Genomic DNA, 16,698 nt, shown 5'->3' on the forward strand with positions numbered 1-16,698 from the left:
CGGGATCAGCCGGGATCAGCCGGGATTAAATGGTTGCGCCGCCCGGGGCGGCCGCCGTACGGTCGATCGCATGTGGATCAACTCCTAAGAGCCGGCGTCGATCAGTTCCGACTGATCCGCCCGCACACTCAGCCCTCTGGCCCCGTACGTCTGACGCGGCAGCTGAGTCTCCGGCACGGCATCGACCGCGTCGTCATCATCCTCAAGGAGTCCATATGCGAATTCACGCCGGCCAAAAGCGCGGTGGCAAGAACAAGACCACCAAGACCCGCACTCCGCTGCCCGAGCGGAACCTGCCTCCGGCGGCGGCGCCGCGGCACATGCCGATGCCGCACCTGCCGATGAGGCCGACCCAGCAGCCGCGCCGGATCCCCGGCAAGGGCGGACGCTGAGACGGCGGACGCCCCGCCCCGGTCTCCCGGGGCGGGGCGTCCGTCTCGTGCAGCGCCCGGCTCGGAGCCGGGCGCTGCGCCCAGCTCGGTCCGACGTTCTCCCCCCAGCCTTACCGGAGTCAGCCTTACCGGAGCCTCAGCCCCACCGGAGCCGCTCGGCGCCGGACGCTCGGCGCCGGACGCTCGGCGCGGAGCCGCTCAGAGCCGCTCGATGATGGTGACGTTGGCCTGGCCGCCGCCCTCGCACATCGTCTGCAGGCCGTACCTGCCGCCGGTCCGCTCCAGCTCGTGCAGGAGCTTGGTCATCAGGATCGCGCCGGTCCCGCCGAGCGGGTGGCCCAGGGCGATCGCGCCGCCGTTGGGGTTGACCTTGGCGGGGTCGGCGCCGATGTCCTTGATCCACGCCATCGGGACCGGGGCGAACGCCTCGTTGATCTCGGTGACGTCGATGTCGTCGATCGACAGGCCGGACCTCTTCAGCGCCTTCTGGGTGGCCGGGATCGGCGCGGTCAGCATGTAGACCGGGTCGTCCCCGGTGAGCGCCAGGGTGACGATGCGGGCCCGAGGAGTCAGGCCGTGATCGCGGACCGCCTGCTCGGAGGCGATCAGGAGCGCCCCGGAGCCGTCGGAGATCTGCGACGAGGTGGCCGCGGTGATCCGGCCGCCGTCCCGCAGCGTCTTCAGCGACGCCATCTTCTCCAGGGTGGTGTCCGCGCGCGGGCCCTCGTCGTCCTCGACGCCGTTGACCGGGGCGATCTGGTCCTTGAAGTAGCCGTTCGCCACGGCCTTGGCCGCCCGCTGGTGGCTCTCGTAGGCGAAGCGCTCCAGCTCCTCGCGTTCGAGGCCCCACTTCTCGCACATGAGCTCGGCGCCGCGGAACTGGGAGATCTCCTGCTTGCCGTACCGCTCGACCCACATGTCCCCGAACGGGAAGGGCATGCCCTTCTCCAGCGCGGCGGTGATCGACGACCCCATCGGCACGATGCTCATGGACTCGACCCCGGCGGCCACCACGAGGTCCTGGGTACCGGACAGCACGCCCTGGGCCGCGAAGTGGATGGACTGCTGGGAGGAGCCGCACTGACGGTCGATGGTCACACCGGCGACGTTCTCCGGCAGGCCGGCCGACAGCCACGCGTTGCGCGCGATGTCCATGCTCTGCGGGCCGAACTGCATGACGCAGCCCATGATCACGTCTTCCACCGCGGACGGGTCGACACCCGTGCGCTCGATGAGCGCCCTGAGGGTGTGCGCGGCCAGATCGGTGGGGTGGACGGTGGACAGCCCACCCTTCTTCTTACCGACCGGGGTGCGGACCGCCCCGACGATGTACGCCTCTGCCACAGTGCCTCCTGCTTATGAACCGAGCATTGTTCGGTTATGAGGAGATTACAACAGAACCTTTGTCCGTGTCGTGCTCGGGACGGCCGGTTGAACACGGTCGGACACACCGCCCGACCCACGGGACGGCGGCTTCCGGCAGTCCCGGATAGGGCTTTTCATACCCCGTGGGCGTGAATCCGTATTCGCGTCACCTATTCGACATCTGCCGGTAAAGGTCTGGTTTCCTGCCGTTGAAAGCCTTCCGGGATCCCCTTCGAAAGGAAATCCCCCATGTCCGAAGGCCCCTCCCGCCGGCGGTTCCTCGCGGCCGGCGCAGGAGTACTGGCGGGCTCGCTGCTGCCCCCCTCGGTCCACCGGGCGATGGCGATGGCGGTACCACCCGGTGGCCTGTCCGCGATCAAGCACGTCGTCTTCCTCATGCAGGAGAACCGCTCGTTCGACCACTACTTCGGCACGCTGCGCGGCGTGCGGGGGTACGGCGACCGCAACGCGATCCGGCTCCCGGACGGCAAACCGGTCTTCGAGCAGCCCTCGACCGGCGGAAGCGTGCTGCCCTTCTCGGTCCGGGAGGCCGCGGGGCTCGTCGGCAAGGACCTCCAGTGGATCTCCGACCTGGCGCACGGCTGGAACGACGGCCAAGCGGCGGCGGCCAAGGGCTGGCACAACGGCTGGATCCCGGCCAAGTCCCCGGCCACGATGACGCACTACGAGCGGCAGGACATCCCGCTCCAGTACGAGCTGGCCGACACCTTCACCGTCTGCGACCACTACTTCTGCTCGGTGCTGTCCTCCACCAGCCCGAACCGGAACTACCACGTCAGCGGGCACACCGGCTACGAGCCCGGGACCACCAAGCGGGCCATCGACAACGCCGCCTACAGCCAGGACACCCACGCGGGCTACTCCTGGACGAACGCCGGGGAGATCCTGGAGGCGGCCGGGAGGTCGTGGCGGGTCTACCACGAGTGGGACAACTACGAGGACAACAACCTGGAGTTCTTCACCCGCTTCCGGCAGATCGCCCGCAAGGCGCTGCGCGGTGACTACAAGAGCATGCACTCCTTCTACCGCGCGGTCCGGTCGGCGCCGGAGCCGCAGCGCCGGGAACTGCTCGCCCGTCTGGAGGAGGGCGTCGCGCAGCTCACCCCGCAGGAGCGGTCGCTGTTCGACCGGGCGCTGCGCCGGGTGCCGTCCAAGACGCTGGCACAGGCCTTCCGGGCCGACGTCGAGGCCGGGAAGCTGCCCGAGGTGAGCTACATCGTGCCGTCGGCGGCCGACTCCGAGCACCCCTCGGCGTCGTCGCCGATCCAGAGCGCGCAGATCACCTACGACATCCTCGACGCGATCGCCTCCACTCCCGAGGTGTGGCAGTCGACCGCGCTGTTCATCACCTACGACGAGAACGACGGCTTCTTCGACCACGTGCCGCCGCCGCTGCCGCCCGCCGAGCAGACCGCGGAGTTCTACGACGGCAAACCGATCGGGCTGGGCATCCGGGTACCCATGACGATCATCTCGCCGTGGACCGTCGGCGGATACGTCTGCTCCCAGATCTTCGACCACTCCTCGACCGTGCGGTTCCTGGAGACCTGGCTCGGGGTCCGCTTCCCCGACGTCTCCCCGTGGCGGCGCACGGTCTCCGGCGACCTGACCTCCGCTTTCGACTTCACCGCCGCCGGTCCCCGACCGTCCCCCGCCCGGCCCGCGCCGGTCCCGGCCTTCACCGGACGCTGGCGGCCGTCGCCTCCGGCCGAGCAGCGGATGCCGGTCCAGGAGGAGGGAACCCGCCCGGCCCGGCCGCTGCCGTACCAGCTGAACTCCTGGGCCCGGCTGCTCGGCTCCACGCTGGAGCTGACCCTGGCCAACACCGGCCGCGACAGCGCGCACCTGGCGCTCTACCCCTACGCGGGCGAGTTCGACCACCCGCGCCACCTCGACGTCCTGGGCGTCACCACCCGCACCGTCGAGGTGAAGGACCGCTACGACCTGACCCTGACCGGCCCGAACGGCTTCCGCCGCGAGTTCGCCGGGTCCCTGGCCGGCAAGGCCGCCCGGGTCCAGGTCCAGCAGGTGATCGACATCGATCCCCGGAAGGTCCGGATCGAGATCACCAACCTCGGCGACCACTCGCTGACCCTGAAGGTGCGGGCCAACGCCTACGGCGACAAGGAGCAGACCGTGCCGCTGCGCGCGGGCCAGTACCGGCAGGTCATCTGGCCGGTGGAGGAGTCGCAGGGCTGGTACGACGTCCAGATCACCTGCGACGACGACCCCTCCTACGCCCGCCGCCTGATGGGCCACGTCGAGAACGGCCGCCCGAGCGTCACGGGCTGACCTCGAACGGCTCCGCTGAACCGGCCGTGACCTCCGTCACGGCCGGTTCAGCACGACGTAGCCGTCACGCTCGAACACCTTGCGGTAACCGCTCCGCAGCGCCTCGTCGACCCGCTGCTGCTGCATGCCGTAATCGCCGAACGGATAGGTCCACCGCGCCACGTCGGCCACGATCCAGGGTGCGCCGTGGGCCTGGGGCCCCCACAGCAGCACCGTCGTCCGCTCGGTGAGCGCGGGGCCGACGTTGTTGGCCGCCTCGACGACCACCCCGTCCGGGACCCTGGCCACGGCCTCGCGCGCCGCCGCGACGTGCGGATCGCCCTCGTAGAAGGCCGGGTCCAGGAGCTTGCCGAGCTCGAAGCGCGGCACGAGGGTGAGGCCGATCACGCAGACCGCGACCGCCCAGTGCGTGACCAGGCGCCGGCCCCGGAACCGTCCGGCGAGCCGGTCCGCCCCGTCCACCCCGGCGCAGACGAGGACGGCGACGATGAAGGCGTTGTAGTGGTGCTCCGGCCCCCACCACTGCGGCCGGTCGGCCAGGAACCGCTCCAGGACGAGCGGGACCGCCACCAGCGTCAGCGGCGACAGCAGCGCGGTCAGCGCCATCGGCCACAGCAGGAAGGCCAGGGTGTTGACCTTGACCATCGGGCTGACGAACTGCGCCAGCGCGCCCAGCGGATCCCGCAGGAGGGCCAGCGCCACCTGGCCGAGATCCGCACCCCAGGCGCCGTAGGCCCAGTGGAAACCCGTGGCGCTGGCCCCCGCCGCCGGCATCAGCACGCCGCGGATCATCATGAGCGCGCCCAGCGCGAAGAGGATGACGGCGGCTCCCGCGAGCAGCCGCCGGGTGAGGAGCAGATACGTCCCGAAGCCGACGAGCAGCAGGCCCATGTCCTCCTTGACCAGCAGCAGCCCGGCGGCGGCGAGCACCGCCGGGACCGGCCGGCCGGCGTCGGAGCGCTCGATCATGATCGCGCTCAGCAGCGGGACGAAGGCCGCCTCGTGGAAGTCGAACCCGGCGGCCTGCGCGACCGGCCACGACACCGTGTAGGCCAGCGCGACCAGGTGGGCCGGGCGCGCGCCGAGACGGCGCTCGGCGTAGTGCCAGATGGGGACCGCGGCCAGCGCGAACAGCACCGCCTGGGTGACGATCAGCGTCTGCGGCCCGTCGTGCAGCCAGTACAGCGGGGCCAGCAGGGCCAGGATCGGCGAGAAGTGGTCGGCGAGCTGGAGGAAGTCCATCCCGGCGCCGTACTGCATGCCGACCGAGGGCACGACGGGCGCCCCGAAGCCCGCGTAGCCGCGCACGGCCTGGTCGAAGATGACCAGGTCGAAGACGGTGGCCCGGAAGGTCGCGAGCTTGACCAGGCCGAGCAGCGAGTAGACCGCCGTGGCCAGCGCCACGAGCGCGCCCAGCACCAGCCCGTGCCGCCGCCGCCACACGGTCTCCGCGGTGGCGAGGGCTCTCAGGGACGCGGCGCCGCGGGCTCTCAGGGAAGGCACGGCACCAGACGGAGCGGCGGCGCTCATTCCCTGCGGGTGCCCGTCATCGTCGCGTAGGCGATGACGTTGTCGGTGTAGTGGCCGGTCGTGCGGTCGTAGGTGCCGCCGCAGGTGATCAGGTGGAGCTGGGGGTTGGGCGACTCGCCGTACACCCGCTGAGTCGGGAAGACCGACTTCTCGGCCTGTTCGAGACCTCCTACGGTGAAGACCGCGATGACGCCGTCCTTGCGGTGCACCTCGATGACGTCGCCGTTGCGGATCTCGTCGAGGCGGCTGAAGACCGCGCTGCCCGACTTCGTGTCCTTGTGCCCCAGCATGATTGCCGGCCCGGCCTCCCCGGCCGTGGGCCCCGAGCGGTACCAGCCGACCAGGTTGGGGTTGCCGACCGGCGGCACCTCGATCGCGCCCTGCCTGTCGAGCCCCACCGACCTGATCGGCGCGTTGACGCCGAGCCGTTCGATGACCAGGCGGACCGGGGTCGAAGGTTGCATGGCGGGGGCCGCCGGGATGCTCGGCTGCGGCGGCGGCACGGTCGCGGGCGCCTGGAAGTAGGGGTCCGCGGGGGCGGTGGCGTTCATCTGGCTGCGGGGCGGCAGCGTGGTGCGCTGGTCGGCCAGGCCGTACTGCTCGGGCGCCGCCACCATGTAGAGCAGGCCCACCAGCACGGTGATCACCCCGGCGACCCCCGCCAGGATCAGCACCGACCGCAGCACCCGGCCGCCGTCGATCCGGCCGTCGGGCCACTCCTCGTACGGCCGGCCGTACTGCTGGTATCCGGGCTGCGGCGGGTAGGGCGGGCGGACCGGCCCGCGCCCGTACGGCGGCACGGGCCCGTGGGGACGCCCCTGCCGCCCCCCGCCCGGGGCGGGGGGCCTCGGCGGCCTGCCGTCAGGCGTCGGGCTGGTCATCCGGCACCCCGGTCAGCCTCTGGCCGCCGTACGGCGCCGCAGCACCAGGCCGCCGACCGCCGCGCCGGCCACCATCAGCGCGCCGCTGATGACGATCATCCGGGCGTCCGGCCCGGCCTCCCCGCCGCCTCCGGTGGAGGCGCCTCCTCCGGGGGTCTCGTCGATCTGCCGGGTCTTGGGGGGCTTGACGGGCTTGGACGTCTTGGTCCTGGTGACGGTGACGACCGGCGCCGGGGTGCTCGTCTGCGTCGGGGTGGGGGTCGGCGTGCCGGTGCCCGTGTTCGTGGGGGTGGGGCTCGGCGTGCCCGTGCCGGTCGAGGTGCCCGACGGCTTGACCGTGATCAGCAGCGCCGCGGCGCTCGCCTCGGCCGAGGCCGTGGACGCGACGTCGCACGCGTAGAGGGTGCCGCCCGTGCCGCCGCCGCCCGGCCCGGAGGCCGGCTCCAGGTAGAGGTCGAAGGAGGCCGGCTGGACCGCGATGACACCGGTCGCAGTCGGGGTCACCGTGATCAGCACGGGGGGCACCTGCAGTTGGGCACCCGCCGTCGCCGCGACGGCGGCGGCGGTGGCTCCGACCGTCCGGAGCTCGGAGGGGACGATCGAGGGGTTGCTGGTGACGAGCGCGTCACCGTCGATCACGAGGCGCTCGGTCGCGGCGATGGCCGAGGGGGCGGTGAGGAACGGCGAGGCGGCGGGCTGCCGGATCGCCCAGGTCGCCACGACGGCGGAGCTGGGCGTCGGCGCCAGCGGGCCCGTGATGTCCATCTGGAGCTTGTAGGTGAGATTCCCGGTGGCGGCGGAGGAGGCCGTGCAGGTGTAGGTGACGGTCTTCGGGGCCGCCGTCATGGAGGCGATCGCCGGGACAGCGCCGAAGAAGATTCCTCCACCCACTGCTGCGATGGCGGCTGTCTTGACCGCGACGCGGCGGCGCGTCTTGGACTTCAGCACAGTCTCTCTCCATTTCGGAACAGTTGAGCGCTCTGGGCGGGCGTCCACGATTCCAGGCGATGGTCACGGTCCGGCATAGATCCTATGAACAGAGACTGAGATATGCACGTAACTCGGCAAAACGGGCATAAATTCCTCCCCGTCTCACCGCTGCCGGTCGCGGGGCCCGGCCGCGGCCCCGCGCCATCCGGGCGCGACGGGCGGCTGCCCGCTACCCGCGCGGCGCGCGGACCACCACGGTGGTGATCGGGAGCTCGAACTCGCCGCCCGCCGTCTCGGGGGTGGCGCGCAGGTAGTCGAGGACCCGGGCCAGCAGCTCGGCACGCTCGGTCTCCGGGAGGGTCAGCACGTGGGAGTGGGTGGCGATCGTCGCCGCCATCGACTCCGCGGTCCGGCGCTGGCCGTGCGCGAACTCGGCCCGCTCGCCCGCGCCGAAGTGCGGCCCCGGCAGGAAGGCCGCGGCGGGCCGCCACCGCCTGAACGACACCGTGCTGGCGGCCACCCGCTTCAGGCCGCTCACCCACGGGACCCGGTCGTCGTCGAGGTTCCACAGCCCGGCCAGCACCCCGCCCGGCGCCAGGACCCGGGCCATCTCGGGGAGGGCCCGGTCGAGGTCGAACCAGTGCATGGCCTGCCCGACCAGGATCGCGTCGACCGCCCCGTCCGCCAGCGGGATCTCCTCCGCCGTGCCGGGCAGCGCCCGGACCCCGGGCAGCCGGTCGCGGAGCTGGGCGAGCATGGCCGCGTCGGGCTCCACCGCGACGACGTCGGCGACATGCCGCAGCAGCACCCCGGTCAGCTTCCCGGTGCCGGCGCCCAGGTCGAGGACGCGCAGCGGCGCGCGCTCCCGGACGGGCCCGAGAGCCCACAGCACGGCGTCGTCGGGGTAGTCGGGCCGCTCTCTCGCGTACGCGGCCGCCTGGCCGCCGAACGAGGACGCCCGCCGCGCGAGGGTCTCGGGGTCGACGTCGTCGAAGGTGGGTGAACCGCTCACCGGCTCACGGTACCCCCGCGGTCCGCGCCGGCGCTCACGGAGTGCGGCCGGCCGGCGGCACGTGACCGGGTGCCGGGTGAACCGGCGGCACGTGCGCGGGTGTCGGGTGGGCGGACGCCGGATGGGCGGGGGCCGGGTGAGCAGGTGCCGGGTGAGCGGACGCCGGATGGCCGGATGCCGGGTGAGCAGGGGCCGGATGGGCGGGTGCCGGGTGGGCGGGGACCGGGTGATGGGCTGTCACGTTCCGCTCGCCGGACGGCCGCCGCTCCCGGCGCCGCCCGCCGCCGGGCCGCGACCGGCCGCCCGCGGCCAGGGCGAGCACGAGGGCGAGGACGAGGTACGGCACGGCGGACACGGCGAAGATCACGCTGTGCCCGGTCACCGCGGAGGCGGCGGCATAACAGCCGAAGAAGGCGATGCAGGTCACATCTGTGCCCAGCCCGGCCAGCGAGGTCACGGTGGCCCGGGCCGGGCCGGTGATGCGGTCCTGCAGCCGCGCGTCGACCAGCACGGTCGCCATCTGGAAGAGACAGAAGGCCACCGCGATCACGGCGAAGCCCGCCGGGACCCCGCTGATCGCCCCCGCGCCGAGCGCCAGCGCCCCGACGGCGAGGATCACCGCGATCGCCCGGTCGGTGCCACGCCTACCGGCGGCCGCGAGCAGGCCGCCGAGCGCGCCTCCGGCGGAGACGAGGAGCACCAGGAGCGGTACGGCGTACTCGGCGACACCGGTGCCGGCCGCCAGCAGGGGGACGTACTCGTCCAGCGCGCCCCAGAGCGCCGTCACCGCGATCACCAGCAGCACCGCCCGCCGTACCGGCCGGCTGGAGCGCATCTCCCGCACGCCGTCCCGCAGGATGTCCGTGTAGGAGCCCGACGACGCCTCCTCCGGCGACGACTCCTCCGGGCTCTGCCCGCGGTGTTCGGGGAAGGTCGTCGCCACGGCCGCGCAGAGCACGCAGGCCAGGACGCTGGCCGCGCCGAGCAGCGGGTAGCCGCCCACCGCCAGCGCGGGGGCGGCCAGCGCCGTGGCCACCATGACGGCGCCGGTGCTGAGCGCGCGGGCACGGCCCATGATCGTGGCGTAGCGGCCGGCGGCGTCCAGACGTTCGAGCTCGGTGTAGACCAGCGCCTCCATGGCGCCCGACTGCAGCGCTCCCGAGGTGCCCCAGAGCACGAAGCCCGCGGCGAACGCCCAGTAGGAGGGGGCGATGACCCACAGGGCGTAGCCCACGGCCGACAGCAGCGGCGCCACGACGAGGAGCAGCCGCCGCGAGACGGCGTCGGCCCACACTCCGGAGGGGACCTCCATCACCAGGGAGGTGACCGACCAGATCACGAACAGCGAGGAGATCTCGGCGGTCGACAGGCCGGTGTCGACGAACAGCAGCGCGTAGACCGGGTAGAGCAGGATGAGATCGTCGAGGAAGGTGTAACCGTAGAGCGTCGCGGCCAGGCGCTCCGCGCGCCTGTCCGGTCCACGGAGAAGAGAGATCATCATGAGGTCTTTCCGACGGGGGACTGTGCGGGCTCGGGATGCTCGGCATCTCCGGCGGCCCGCGACAACGGGTCCCCTGTCGACCTCTGGTGATGGATCAATGTCGCCAGGTCATGAAGCCGACTCTACCTCCGGCCCGTCCGCCCGGCCCAGCCTTTTTCGGGCCCCGTCCCACCGAATATCTCTACTTATAGATAATCCCGTAGTAGAACTATCTTGGTATACTCACCGCATGACCACGAGCGCGCCGTCCCGCACCGTCCCGGATCTGAGCATGCTGCTGACGCACACCGGCCACGTGCTGGCGACCCAGATGACGGCGGCCCTGGCCGAGCTCGGGATCACGCCGCGCGGCTACTGCGTCCTGTTCCACGCGATGGAGGCCGAGCGGACGCAGATCCAGCTCGCCGAGATCTCCGACCTCGACAAGACCACGATGGTGGTGACGGTGGACGAGCTGGAGAAGGCCGGGCTTGCCGAGCGCCGGCCGTCCAGCACCGACCGCCGGGCCCGCATCATCTCGGTCACCGAGGAGGGCCGGCGGATCGTGGCCGAGGGGACGGCGATCTCCGACCGTGTCCACGCCGACGTGCTCGCGGCGCTCCCGGCCGACGAGCGCGCCCCCTTCGTCGGCGCCCTCGAACGGCTCCTCAACGGGCACCTGGCCACCCCGATGGTGAGCGAGCGGCCGGTACGGCGGGCCCGCCAGTCGCGGGCGTAGATCCGCTTCCCCCGGGGCCGTTCACTTCCCCCGGGGCCGTTCATGTGGCCGGGGCCTCAGTCTCCCCTCCGCACCTGCCGCGGGAGCCTGGGCGTTCCGGGCTTGCCCGGGATGCCCCGGTAGATCATGAGAACGCGCTCCAGGCCGGTCAGCCGGAGCAGCTCGGCCGTCTGGGAGCTGGGCTCGGCCAGGTAGAGGGCGATACCGCGAGCTCTGGCGCGACGCTGGACGCCGACCAGCGCGGCCAGCCCGGACACGTCGCGGAAGGACACCTTGGACAGGTCGAGGATGAGCGGGCCCACGCTGGACCGCACCGCGCCGATCAGGCGTTCGCGCAGGGAGTGGCTGGTGAAGATGTCGATCTCACCGCACAGCTTGACGATGGTGACGGACGGGCGGGCGGGCCGGAGCACCGTTCCGTCGGCCCGGTTCTGAAGGACAGTCATGGGATCTCCGATCGAAGAAGGAATGAGACCTCGGCCGGAGCATGGGCTCCCGCGCACGGGGATCCGGCCGGGACAGGATCGTGAACGGCGGTGAGGATGTCGATCGGACGTAGGCGGCCGGCACAGGTGACGGCCAGCTCCAGGGCGTCCATGGCCGGGACGCACGCGGTGCCGGACGGGATCACCAGCAGGTCGACGTGCTCCATGCCCGCTACGGACAGCCTGATCAGGCGGTGGTCGGCACTCCGTGACGGGCCCACCTCGACCTGGCGGCCACGGGCCGGGATGCGGCGCGGGACGCCGTCCCAGACGTCCGCGTGCAGACTCACGCGCAGGACGGTACGGCCCAGCAGCCGATCCACCGCCGCGATGAGGCCGGGCAGCTCCACGCCGGCGTTCCGCGAATACGGCCACCATGCCCCGTCCACGAGACCCCGGTGGCCGGGCACGAGGTCCAGGCTGAGGCGTACCGCGGAGGAGGTGGTCATGGGGACGGCGGCCACAGGGGGCGCGATCCGGGAGAGAAGTTTCGGCGTCATGATCGATCGGCCTGACTCGGGCCGGGAAGGACCGAAGTTGTGTATCGCCTTGGGCGACGCCGACCTGGATGCCAACGTGCGGAATGTCCTCGGTCTCCCCAGACTACTCCTCCGGACGGTCTCATCGCCGACATCAGGGAGTCCTCCCTCATCACGCCCGCGTCGGGCACCGGTCGCACGCGGGCGGGGAGGCCGCCGGCGTGCGCCCTCCCCGCCCCGGCCGCGACCGCGGCGAACATCCCCGGCGGCTCCCGCGAGGCCCTGACGGCACCGACCCGGGTGAGGCCGCCTGCCCCTCCGGACGGCTGGACCCTCCGGACGGCCGGCCCGGACGGTCAGTCCCCTCCGAACATGCGGTCTCGCGTCACACGCGCCACCCCGGGGTTGTCGGCGAACACCCCGTCCACCCGGAGCCGGTACAGCCGCTTCAACCAGCCCGTCACGTCCCCGACGGCCCGGCGGTAGGCCGAACCGCCGGGACGGCCCCGCCGGTACTCCGCCGGGAGCTTGGCGTTCTCGTCGCGGATCGTCGAGACGTGGACCTGGAGACCGTAACGGTGGGCGTCCCGGACGAGCGAGGTGGGCGGATCCGTCCTCCCGTCGGGTCCGACCGGCACGATCCGCGTGGTGGTCACGCCGATGCCGTCGGCGTAGGTGGCGATCTGCCGCAGCCCTTCCGAAGTGACGAGCTCGTCGCAGGTGAGAGCGTTGTCGACGTCGACCAGATCGTACGGCGCGCCGCTCCCCGATCCGATGAGCTGGATCAGCCGCAGCCGCGTGAGGGCCCGGAGCCGCTTGAGGTTGCTCGTCTCGAAGGACTGGATGAACACCGGGTCGCACGCCTCGTCCCAGCCGTACCGCCGGAGGACCTCCAGCAGCGGCTCCTCGATCGGCAGCCCGATCGAGGCGAAGTAGGTCGGATATTTGATCTCGGGGTAGATGCCCACGCCGTGTTTCTGCGCGAGCTTGACGATCTCCTCCAATGTCGGGATCTGCGCTTGCCCGTCGTATGCCGCGTTGCCCGGCCGCCGCTTGGGGAAGCGCTCCCTGGCACGGAGGGTGCGCAGCTCGGCGAGGGTGAAGTCCTCGGTGAACCAGCCGGTCACCTGGCCGCCGTTGATGGTCTTGGTCGTCCTGCGGGCGGCGAACTCGAAGTGGTCGGCGACGTCGGTGGTCGCCGAGAGCTCGTTCTCGTGCCGGGAGACCAGCACGTGGTCCTTGGTGGAGACCAGGTCCGGCTCGATGTAGTCGGCGCCCATCTGGATGGCGACCTCGTAGGACAGGAGCGTGTGCTCGGGCCGGAAGGCGCTGGCTCCGCGGTGCGCGACGACGATCGGCGTCCGGGCGCCGCGCCCGTGCCGGGCGGACGCGCCCGCGGACCGGCCGGGGGTGGGCACCGCCGGTTTCGGGGGCCGGGCCCTGCGGGCGGAGCGGGCCGTACCGGCGGACCGGACTCCCCCTGACGACCGGGCCGAGCTCACCGGTCCGACCAGGCTCACGGGCCGCATCGGGCCTGCGGGCTGAGCCGTCCCCGCGTGGCGGACCGGGCCCGCGGCCTGAACCGGGCCCGCGGCCTGAACCGGGCTCACGGGGCGGATAGAGCCGGCCGGTCGAGCCGGGCCTGTGGGGTGGAGGGCGAGGAGCGTCACTCCTCCTACGATCACGGCGAGGACATTGAGCGACATTTTCCCGACCACCCGGGTACACCCCCACGTTCCTACTTCGCGGGGGGCACACTGGTACAAACAGTTCTACCCTGAGCGGCTGAACGGCTAACGATCGGCCGAGCCAGGAAGGCCCGGCGGGCTACCGCTCCCGGATCAGCGTGAGCCCGTCCGCGCCGTGCCGGGCAGGATCAGGCACGCGTACGAGGCGCCGTCCGGCCGCGGGCCGTGGTCGAACCCGATGGAGAACACCTCCGCCGACAGCGACCCCGTCCGGGCGCGTGCGGAGCCGTACGGCGGGCGGGGATTTCCCCTTCTGTCGGGCCTTGGGCGGCAAAACCCCACAATGCCGGGTCCAAGGACCCTTCCGGTAACGCCGACAGAGGCGCAGTCTTGAAATGGGAGGTGTTGGTAATGGAATCAAAGGAATGGACTGTACAGATATTCATCAGCGAGGACGACGCCGACGCCGTCACCACCGCCAAGGCCGTGCTGATGACGGCGGACGGCAGGAAACGGGAATGCGTCGCGCACGCCCGGCGTAACCCGGACGACCAGCCTGTTCCGTCGATCGGCGACGAGCTGGCCGCCGGACGTGCCCTGTCCGACCTGGCCGGCAAGCTGATGCGGGAAGGCGCGGAGGACGTCGCCCAGATGGCTGGGCACGCGCCCAGAACATGGTGAGCCCTCGCCCGTCCCAGGGCCCCCGCCGGCTCTGGCGGGGGCCCTGACCCGGCCTCGGGACGGACGGGACCACCAGGCCCGTCTCACCGCCCGGAGTTCTGGATCAGCACGCCGAGGCCGTCGAGCATCGCCCGCAGGCCGAGCTCGAAGATCGCGTCGAGATCGAGGTCGTACCCGTCCTCCAGGTCCGCGACGACCCTGGAGAACGTCGGCAGAGCCCCCGAGGCGAGTTGCCCGGAGAGGACGGGCTCCTGGGTGTCCATCCATTCGTCTCCGGTGACGCCGGTGTCCGCTTCGGCCTGGGCCTCCGACTCCAGGTTCACGGCGATTCCCCGGACGTAGCTGTAGAGCAGGACGTGCACGTTGAGCATGGTCTCCGCGTCGAGGCCGAGGCCGTCCACCGCGCTCATCGTCCATTCGGCGTAGGCCATCAGGTTGGGCAGCGGCAGCGGCCGGGTCACCGAGCCGGCCTGCGCCAGCCACGGGTGCCGCCGGTAGGTGGACCACAGCAGCCGCGCCACCAGTTCGAGGCGCGCCCGCCACCCCGTGGGCGGCTCCTCCGGATACCGGATCTCACCGCACGCCGCGTCGATCATCAGCAGGACGAGATCTTCCTTGTCCCGTATGTGGCGGTACAGCGACATGGTGGCGACATCGAGCTTGGCCGCGACGCCGCGCATGGACAGGGCGTCCAGCCCCTCGGTGTCGGCGATGCCGATCGCGGCGCGGGCGATGCGCTCCCGGGTCAGCCCTTGATCGGGATCGTGGGCCGTACGGCGCGGGCCGGCCGGCCGGGACGGCGCCGGACGGGGCGCGGAGCGCGGCCCGGACCCGGGATGCGATCCGGACCCGGCCCCGGGATGCGATCCGGACCCGGCCCCGGGCTGTGATCCGGACCCGGCCCCGGGCTGTGGCCCGGGCGGGGGCTCGCGGCGCGGCCCGGGCGGGGATCCGGGCCCGGCCACCACGGTGCCGACGCGGGGCACCGCCTGAACAGCTCCCTCCTGGCGCAGGATGGTCAGGGCCTTGGTGGCGGTCGCGATCGCCACGCCCCACTCCCGGGCGACCTGCCGGGTCGAGGGCACCCGGTCGCCGGCACGGAGCTCACCGGCCGCGATGCGGCGGCGGATCTCGGTGACGATCCTCAGGTAGGGGGGATCAGGCTGGGCAGCGGGCCGGTTCACGATCGCCTTCCGTCCGGTGGAGCGTCCTGTACTAGTACAGGCGGGCCTGCCCCGAGGGTAGCCGAATCCCTCGATGACCAGGGACGGCGGCGGCCCGGCGGATCACCACGGACGGGCGCCCCACTCGCTGTACTAGTGCAGAATTTCCCGAAAGTCTCCGGAAAACCCGTGCTCAACGGCCATACAGAGTTGCCCAACCGTGTGCGTACGTCGTACATTCAGTTGTGTACGGCGTAGCCGGCGGGGCCGTCACCGGTCGGCCGCATCCCCTCCCCTCGACATCCGCCAGGAGTCCCCATGAGAGACCACGACATCCTCGTTTCCGGTGCGAGCATCGCCGGGCCCGCGCTGGCCTACTGGCTGCGCCGCCACGGCTTCAATCCCACCGTCGTGGAGAAGGCCCCCCGGCTCCGCCCCGGAGGTCAGGCGGTCGACATCCGCGGCGCGGCGCTCGGCGTCGTCGAGCGGATGGGGCTGCTGGCCGACATCCGGCGGATGGACGCCGCGATGCGCGGGATGTCCTTCGTCGACAGCGCCGGCGAGGTGCTGCACAGCACCACCGAGGAGACCCTGACCGGCGGCGAGGTCGGCAGCGAGGACGTGGAGATCCTCCGCGACGACCTGGCCGGCATCCTCTACGAGGCCACCCGTGACGGCGTCGAATACCTCTTCGGCGACTCGATCACCTCCCTCGCGCAGGACGACGACGGGGTGCGGGTCACCTTCGAGCGGGGCGCACCGCGCACCTTCGGACTCGTCGTCGGCGCCGACGGCCTGCACTCCAACGTGCGCGCGCTGGCCTTCGGCGAGGAGTCCCGGTTCATCCGCCACCTGGACACCTACCTGTCGGTCTTCACCACCGACAACTTCCTGGATCTGGACCACTGGCAGGTGTTCCACCGGACCCCGGGGAAGATGTCCGGCCTCTACAGCGCGCGGAACAACACCGAGGCCAGGGCGGTCCTCGGTTTCGAGTCGCCACGGCTGGACTACGACTACCGCGACATCACCCGGCACAAGCAGATCGTGGCCGAACGCTTCGCCGACGACGGCTGGGAGACCGCCAGGCTGCTGAAGGCCATGTGGGAGGCGCCCGACTTCCACTTCGACTCCATGAGCCAGATCCGCATGGACAGCTGGTCCAACGGACGGGTCTCACTGGTCGGGGACGCGGGTTACTGCGGCTCTCCGCTGTCGGGTCAGGGCACGACCCTCGCCCTGGTCGGCGCCTACGTCCTGGCCGGAGAGCTCCTGGCGGCGGGCGGGGACCACCGGGTGGGGCTGGCCCGCTACGAGGAGGAGATGCGGGAGTTCGCCGGGCTGAACCAGGATTTCGCGCTGCGGGTGAGCGAGTGGCAGAAGGACCAGAGCCGTCCGATGCCGGACATCCGGGAGCTGTCCAACGCCATCACGCTCAAGGACTACCGGAGCTGACGGACACGGCCCGCCCCGGCGCGCCCGGCCCCGGGGCGCGCCCGTGCGAGGCCGGAGGCCCCGGCCTCGCACACGACCCGGCGGTACGGCCAGGCCGAAGGTACG

The 16,698-nt window shown here is 71.9% G+C and carries 15 protein-coding genes; 5 read left to right on the forward strand and 10 right to left on the reverse strand.

Going from position 1 to position 16,698, the window contains the following annotated elements:
- The first annotated feature begins 215 nt into the window (after window positions 1–215).
- The gene (locus ACWDS7_RS01465) at window positions 216–392 is read left to right on the forward strand and encodes a hypothetical protein (protein ID WP_306859685.1); all 177 of its coding nucleotides are present in this window, start codon (window positions 216–218) and stop codon (window positions 390–392) included.
- A gap of 198 nt (window positions 393–590) precedes the next feature.
- On the opposite strand, the gene ACWDS7_RS01470 is transcribed toward ACWDS7_RS01465, so the two are convergent.
- Entirely contained in the window at window positions 591–1,736 is a 1,146-nt protein-coding gene (locus ACWDS7_RS01470) for an acetyl-CoA C-acetyltransferase (protein ID WP_451927619.1), read from the reverse strand.
- A 270-nt stretch (window positions 1,737–2,006) separates the two neighbouring features.
- Here ACWDS7_RS01470 and ACWDS7_RS01475 point away from each other — a divergent pair, with 270 nt between their 5' ends.
- Complete coding sequence (locus ACWDS7_RS01475) at window positions 2,007–4,070, forward strand: phosphocholine-specific phospholipase C (RefSeq protein WP_451927620.1); 2,064 nt, start codon at window positions 2,007–2,009, stop codon at window positions 4,068–4,070.
- A 36-nt stretch (window positions 4,071–4,106) separates the two neighbouring features.
- Here ACWDS7_RS01475 and ACWDS7_RS01480 read toward each other — a convergent pair whose 3' ends face one another.
- The 5 genes from ACWDS7_RS01480 to ACWDS7_RS01500 all read right to left on the reverse strand — a co-directional run bounded on the left by ACWDS7_RS01480 (window position 4,107) and on the right by ACWDS7_RS01500 (window position 9,924).
- Window positions 4,107–5,573, reverse strand: coding sequence for a DUF2079 domain-containing protein (locus tag ACWDS7_RS01480; protein ID WP_451927621.1), 1,467 nt, complete (start codon window positions 5,571–5,573; stop codon window positions 4,107–4,109).
- A gap of 23 nt (window positions 5,574–5,596) precedes the next feature.
- Window positions 5,597–6,481 (reverse strand): class F sortase, encoded by an 885-nt coding sequence (locus tag ACWDS7_RS01485; protein WP_306859693.1) that lies wholly within the window; start codon window positions 6,479–6,481, stop codon window positions 5,597–5,599.
- Between the two features lie 12 nt (window positions 6,482–6,493).
- Complete coding sequence (locus ACWDS7_RS01490; protein WP_306859695.1) at window positions 6,494–7,429, reverse strand: hypothetical protein; 936 nt, start codon at window positions 7,427–7,429, stop codon at window positions 6,494–6,496.
- A 211-nt stretch (window positions 7,430–7,640) separates the two neighbouring features.
- Entirely contained in the window at window positions 7,641–8,423 is a 783-nt protein-coding gene (locus ACWDS7_RS01495; RefSeq protein ID WP_306859697.1) for a class I SAM-dependent methyltransferase, read from the reverse strand.
- Window positions 8,424–8,457: 34 nt separating this feature from the next.
- The gene (locus ACWDS7_RS01500) at window positions 8,458–9,924 is read right to left on the reverse strand and encodes an MFS transporter (RefSeq protein ID WP_451927622.1); all 1,467 of its coding nucleotides are present in this window, start codon (window positions 9,922–9,924) and stop codon (window positions 8,458–8,460) included.
- Window positions 9,925–10,153: 229 nt separating this feature from the next.
- On the opposite strand from ACWDS7_RS01500, the gene ACWDS7_RS01505 reads away from it, so the two are divergent.
- Complete coding sequence (locus tag ACWDS7_RS01505; RefSeq protein WP_306859701.1) at window positions 10,154–10,642, forward strand: MarR family winged helix-turn-helix transcriptional regulator; 489 nt, start codon at window positions 10,154–10,156, stop codon at window positions 10,640–10,642.
- 56 nt (window positions 10,643–10,698) lie between these two features.
- Here ACWDS7_RS01505 and ACWDS7_RS01510 read toward each other — a convergent pair whose 3' ends face one another.
- From ACWDS7_RS01510 to ACWDS7_RS01520, 3 genes are all read right to left on the reverse strand, one after another.
- Window positions 10,699–11,088: an STAS domain-containing protein gene (locus ACWDS7_RS01510; RefSeq protein ID WP_451927623.1), complete on the reverse strand. Its 390-nt coding sequence runs from the start codon at window positions 11,086–11,088 to the stop codon at window positions 10,699–10,701.
- Window positions 11,085–11,627 (reverse strand): DUF5994 family protein, encoded by a 543-nt coding sequence (locus tag ACWDS7_RS01515; protein ID WP_451927624.1) that lies wholly within the window; start codon window positions 11,625–11,627, stop codon window positions 11,085–11,087. The genes ACWDS7_RS01510 and ACWDS7_RS01515 overlap by 4 nt, the downstream gene beginning before the upstream one ends.
- A 335-nt stretch (window positions 11,628–11,962) precedes the next feature.
- Window positions 11,963–13,126 (reverse strand): glycerophosphodiester phosphodiesterase, encoded by a 1,164-nt coding sequence (locus ACWDS7_RS01520; protein ID WP_451927625.1) that lies wholly within the window; start codon window positions 13,124–13,126, stop codon window positions 11,963–11,965.
- 579 nt (window positions 13,127–13,705) lie between these two features.
- On the opposite strand from ACWDS7_RS01520, the gene ACWDS7_RS01525 reads away from it, so the two are divergent.
- The gene (locus ACWDS7_RS01525) at window positions 13,706–13,975 is read left to right on the forward strand and encodes a DUF1876 domain-containing protein (protein WP_451927626.1); all 270 of its coding nucleotides are present in this window, start codon (window positions 13,706–13,708) and stop codon (window positions 13,973–13,975) included.
- An 83-nt stretch (window positions 13,976–14,058) separates the two neighbouring features.
- Here the strand turns inward: ACWDS7_RS01525 and ACWDS7_RS01530 are convergent, their stop codons facing one another.
- On the reverse strand, window positions 14,059–15,159 hold the full coding sequence (locus ACWDS7_RS01530; RefSeq protein ID WP_451927627.1) for a TetR/AcrR family transcriptional regulator C-terminal domain-containing protein: 1,101 nt from the start codon (window positions 15,157–15,159) through the stop codon (window positions 14,059–14,061).
- 297 nt (window positions 15,160–15,456) lie between these two features.
- Between ACWDS7_RS01530 and ACWDS7_RS01535 the strand changes: the two genes are divergently transcribed.
- Window positions 15,457–16,593: an FAD-dependent monooxygenase gene (locus ACWDS7_RS01535; RefSeq protein ID WP_451927628.1), complete on the forward strand. Its 1,137-nt coding sequence runs from the start codon at window positions 15,457–15,459 to the stop codon at window positions 16,591–16,593.
- Window positions 16,594–16,698 lie beyond the last annotated feature (105 nt).

It is taken from the genome of Streptosporangium sp. NPDC003464 (assembly GCF_053588315.1).

Coding starts and splice junctions, on each gene's coding strand:
- ACWDS7_RS01500 (WP_451927622.1), bottom strand. CDS start 9,924: ATGATGATCTCTCTTCTCCGTGGACCGGACAGGCGCGCGGAGCGCCTG.
- ACWDS7_RS01475 (WP_451927620.1), top strand. CDS start 2,007: ATGTCCGAAGGCCCCTCCCGCCGGCGGTTCCTCGCGGCCGGCGCAGGA.
- ACWDS7_RS01515 (WP_451927624.1), bottom strand. CDS start 11,627: ATGACGCCGAAACTTCTCTCCCGGATCGCGCCCCCTGTGGCCGCCGTC.
- ACWDS7_RS01485 (WP_306859693.1), bottom strand. CDS start 6,481: ATGACCAGCCCGACGCCTGACGGCAGGCCGCCGAGGCCCCCCGCCCCG.
- ACWDS7_RS01535 (WP_451927628.1), top strand. CDS start 15,457: ATGAGAGACCACGACATCCTCGTTTCCGGTGCGAGCATCGCCGGGCCC.
- ACWDS7_RS01465 (WP_306859685.1), top strand. CDS start 216: ATGCGAATTCACGCCGGCCAAAAGCGCGGTGGCAAGAACAAGACCACC.
- ACWDS7_RS01510 (WP_451927623.1), bottom strand. CDS start 11,088: ATGACTGTCCTTCAGAACCGGGCCGACGGAACGGTGCTCCGGCCCGCC.
- ACWDS7_RS01505 (WP_306859701.1), top strand. CDS start 10,154: ATGACCACGAGCGCGCCGTCCCGCACCGTCCCGGATCTGAGCATGCTG.
- ACWDS7_RS01525 (WP_451927626.1), top strand. CDS start 13,706: ATGGAATCAAAGGAATGGACTGTACAGATATTCATCAGCGAGGACGAC.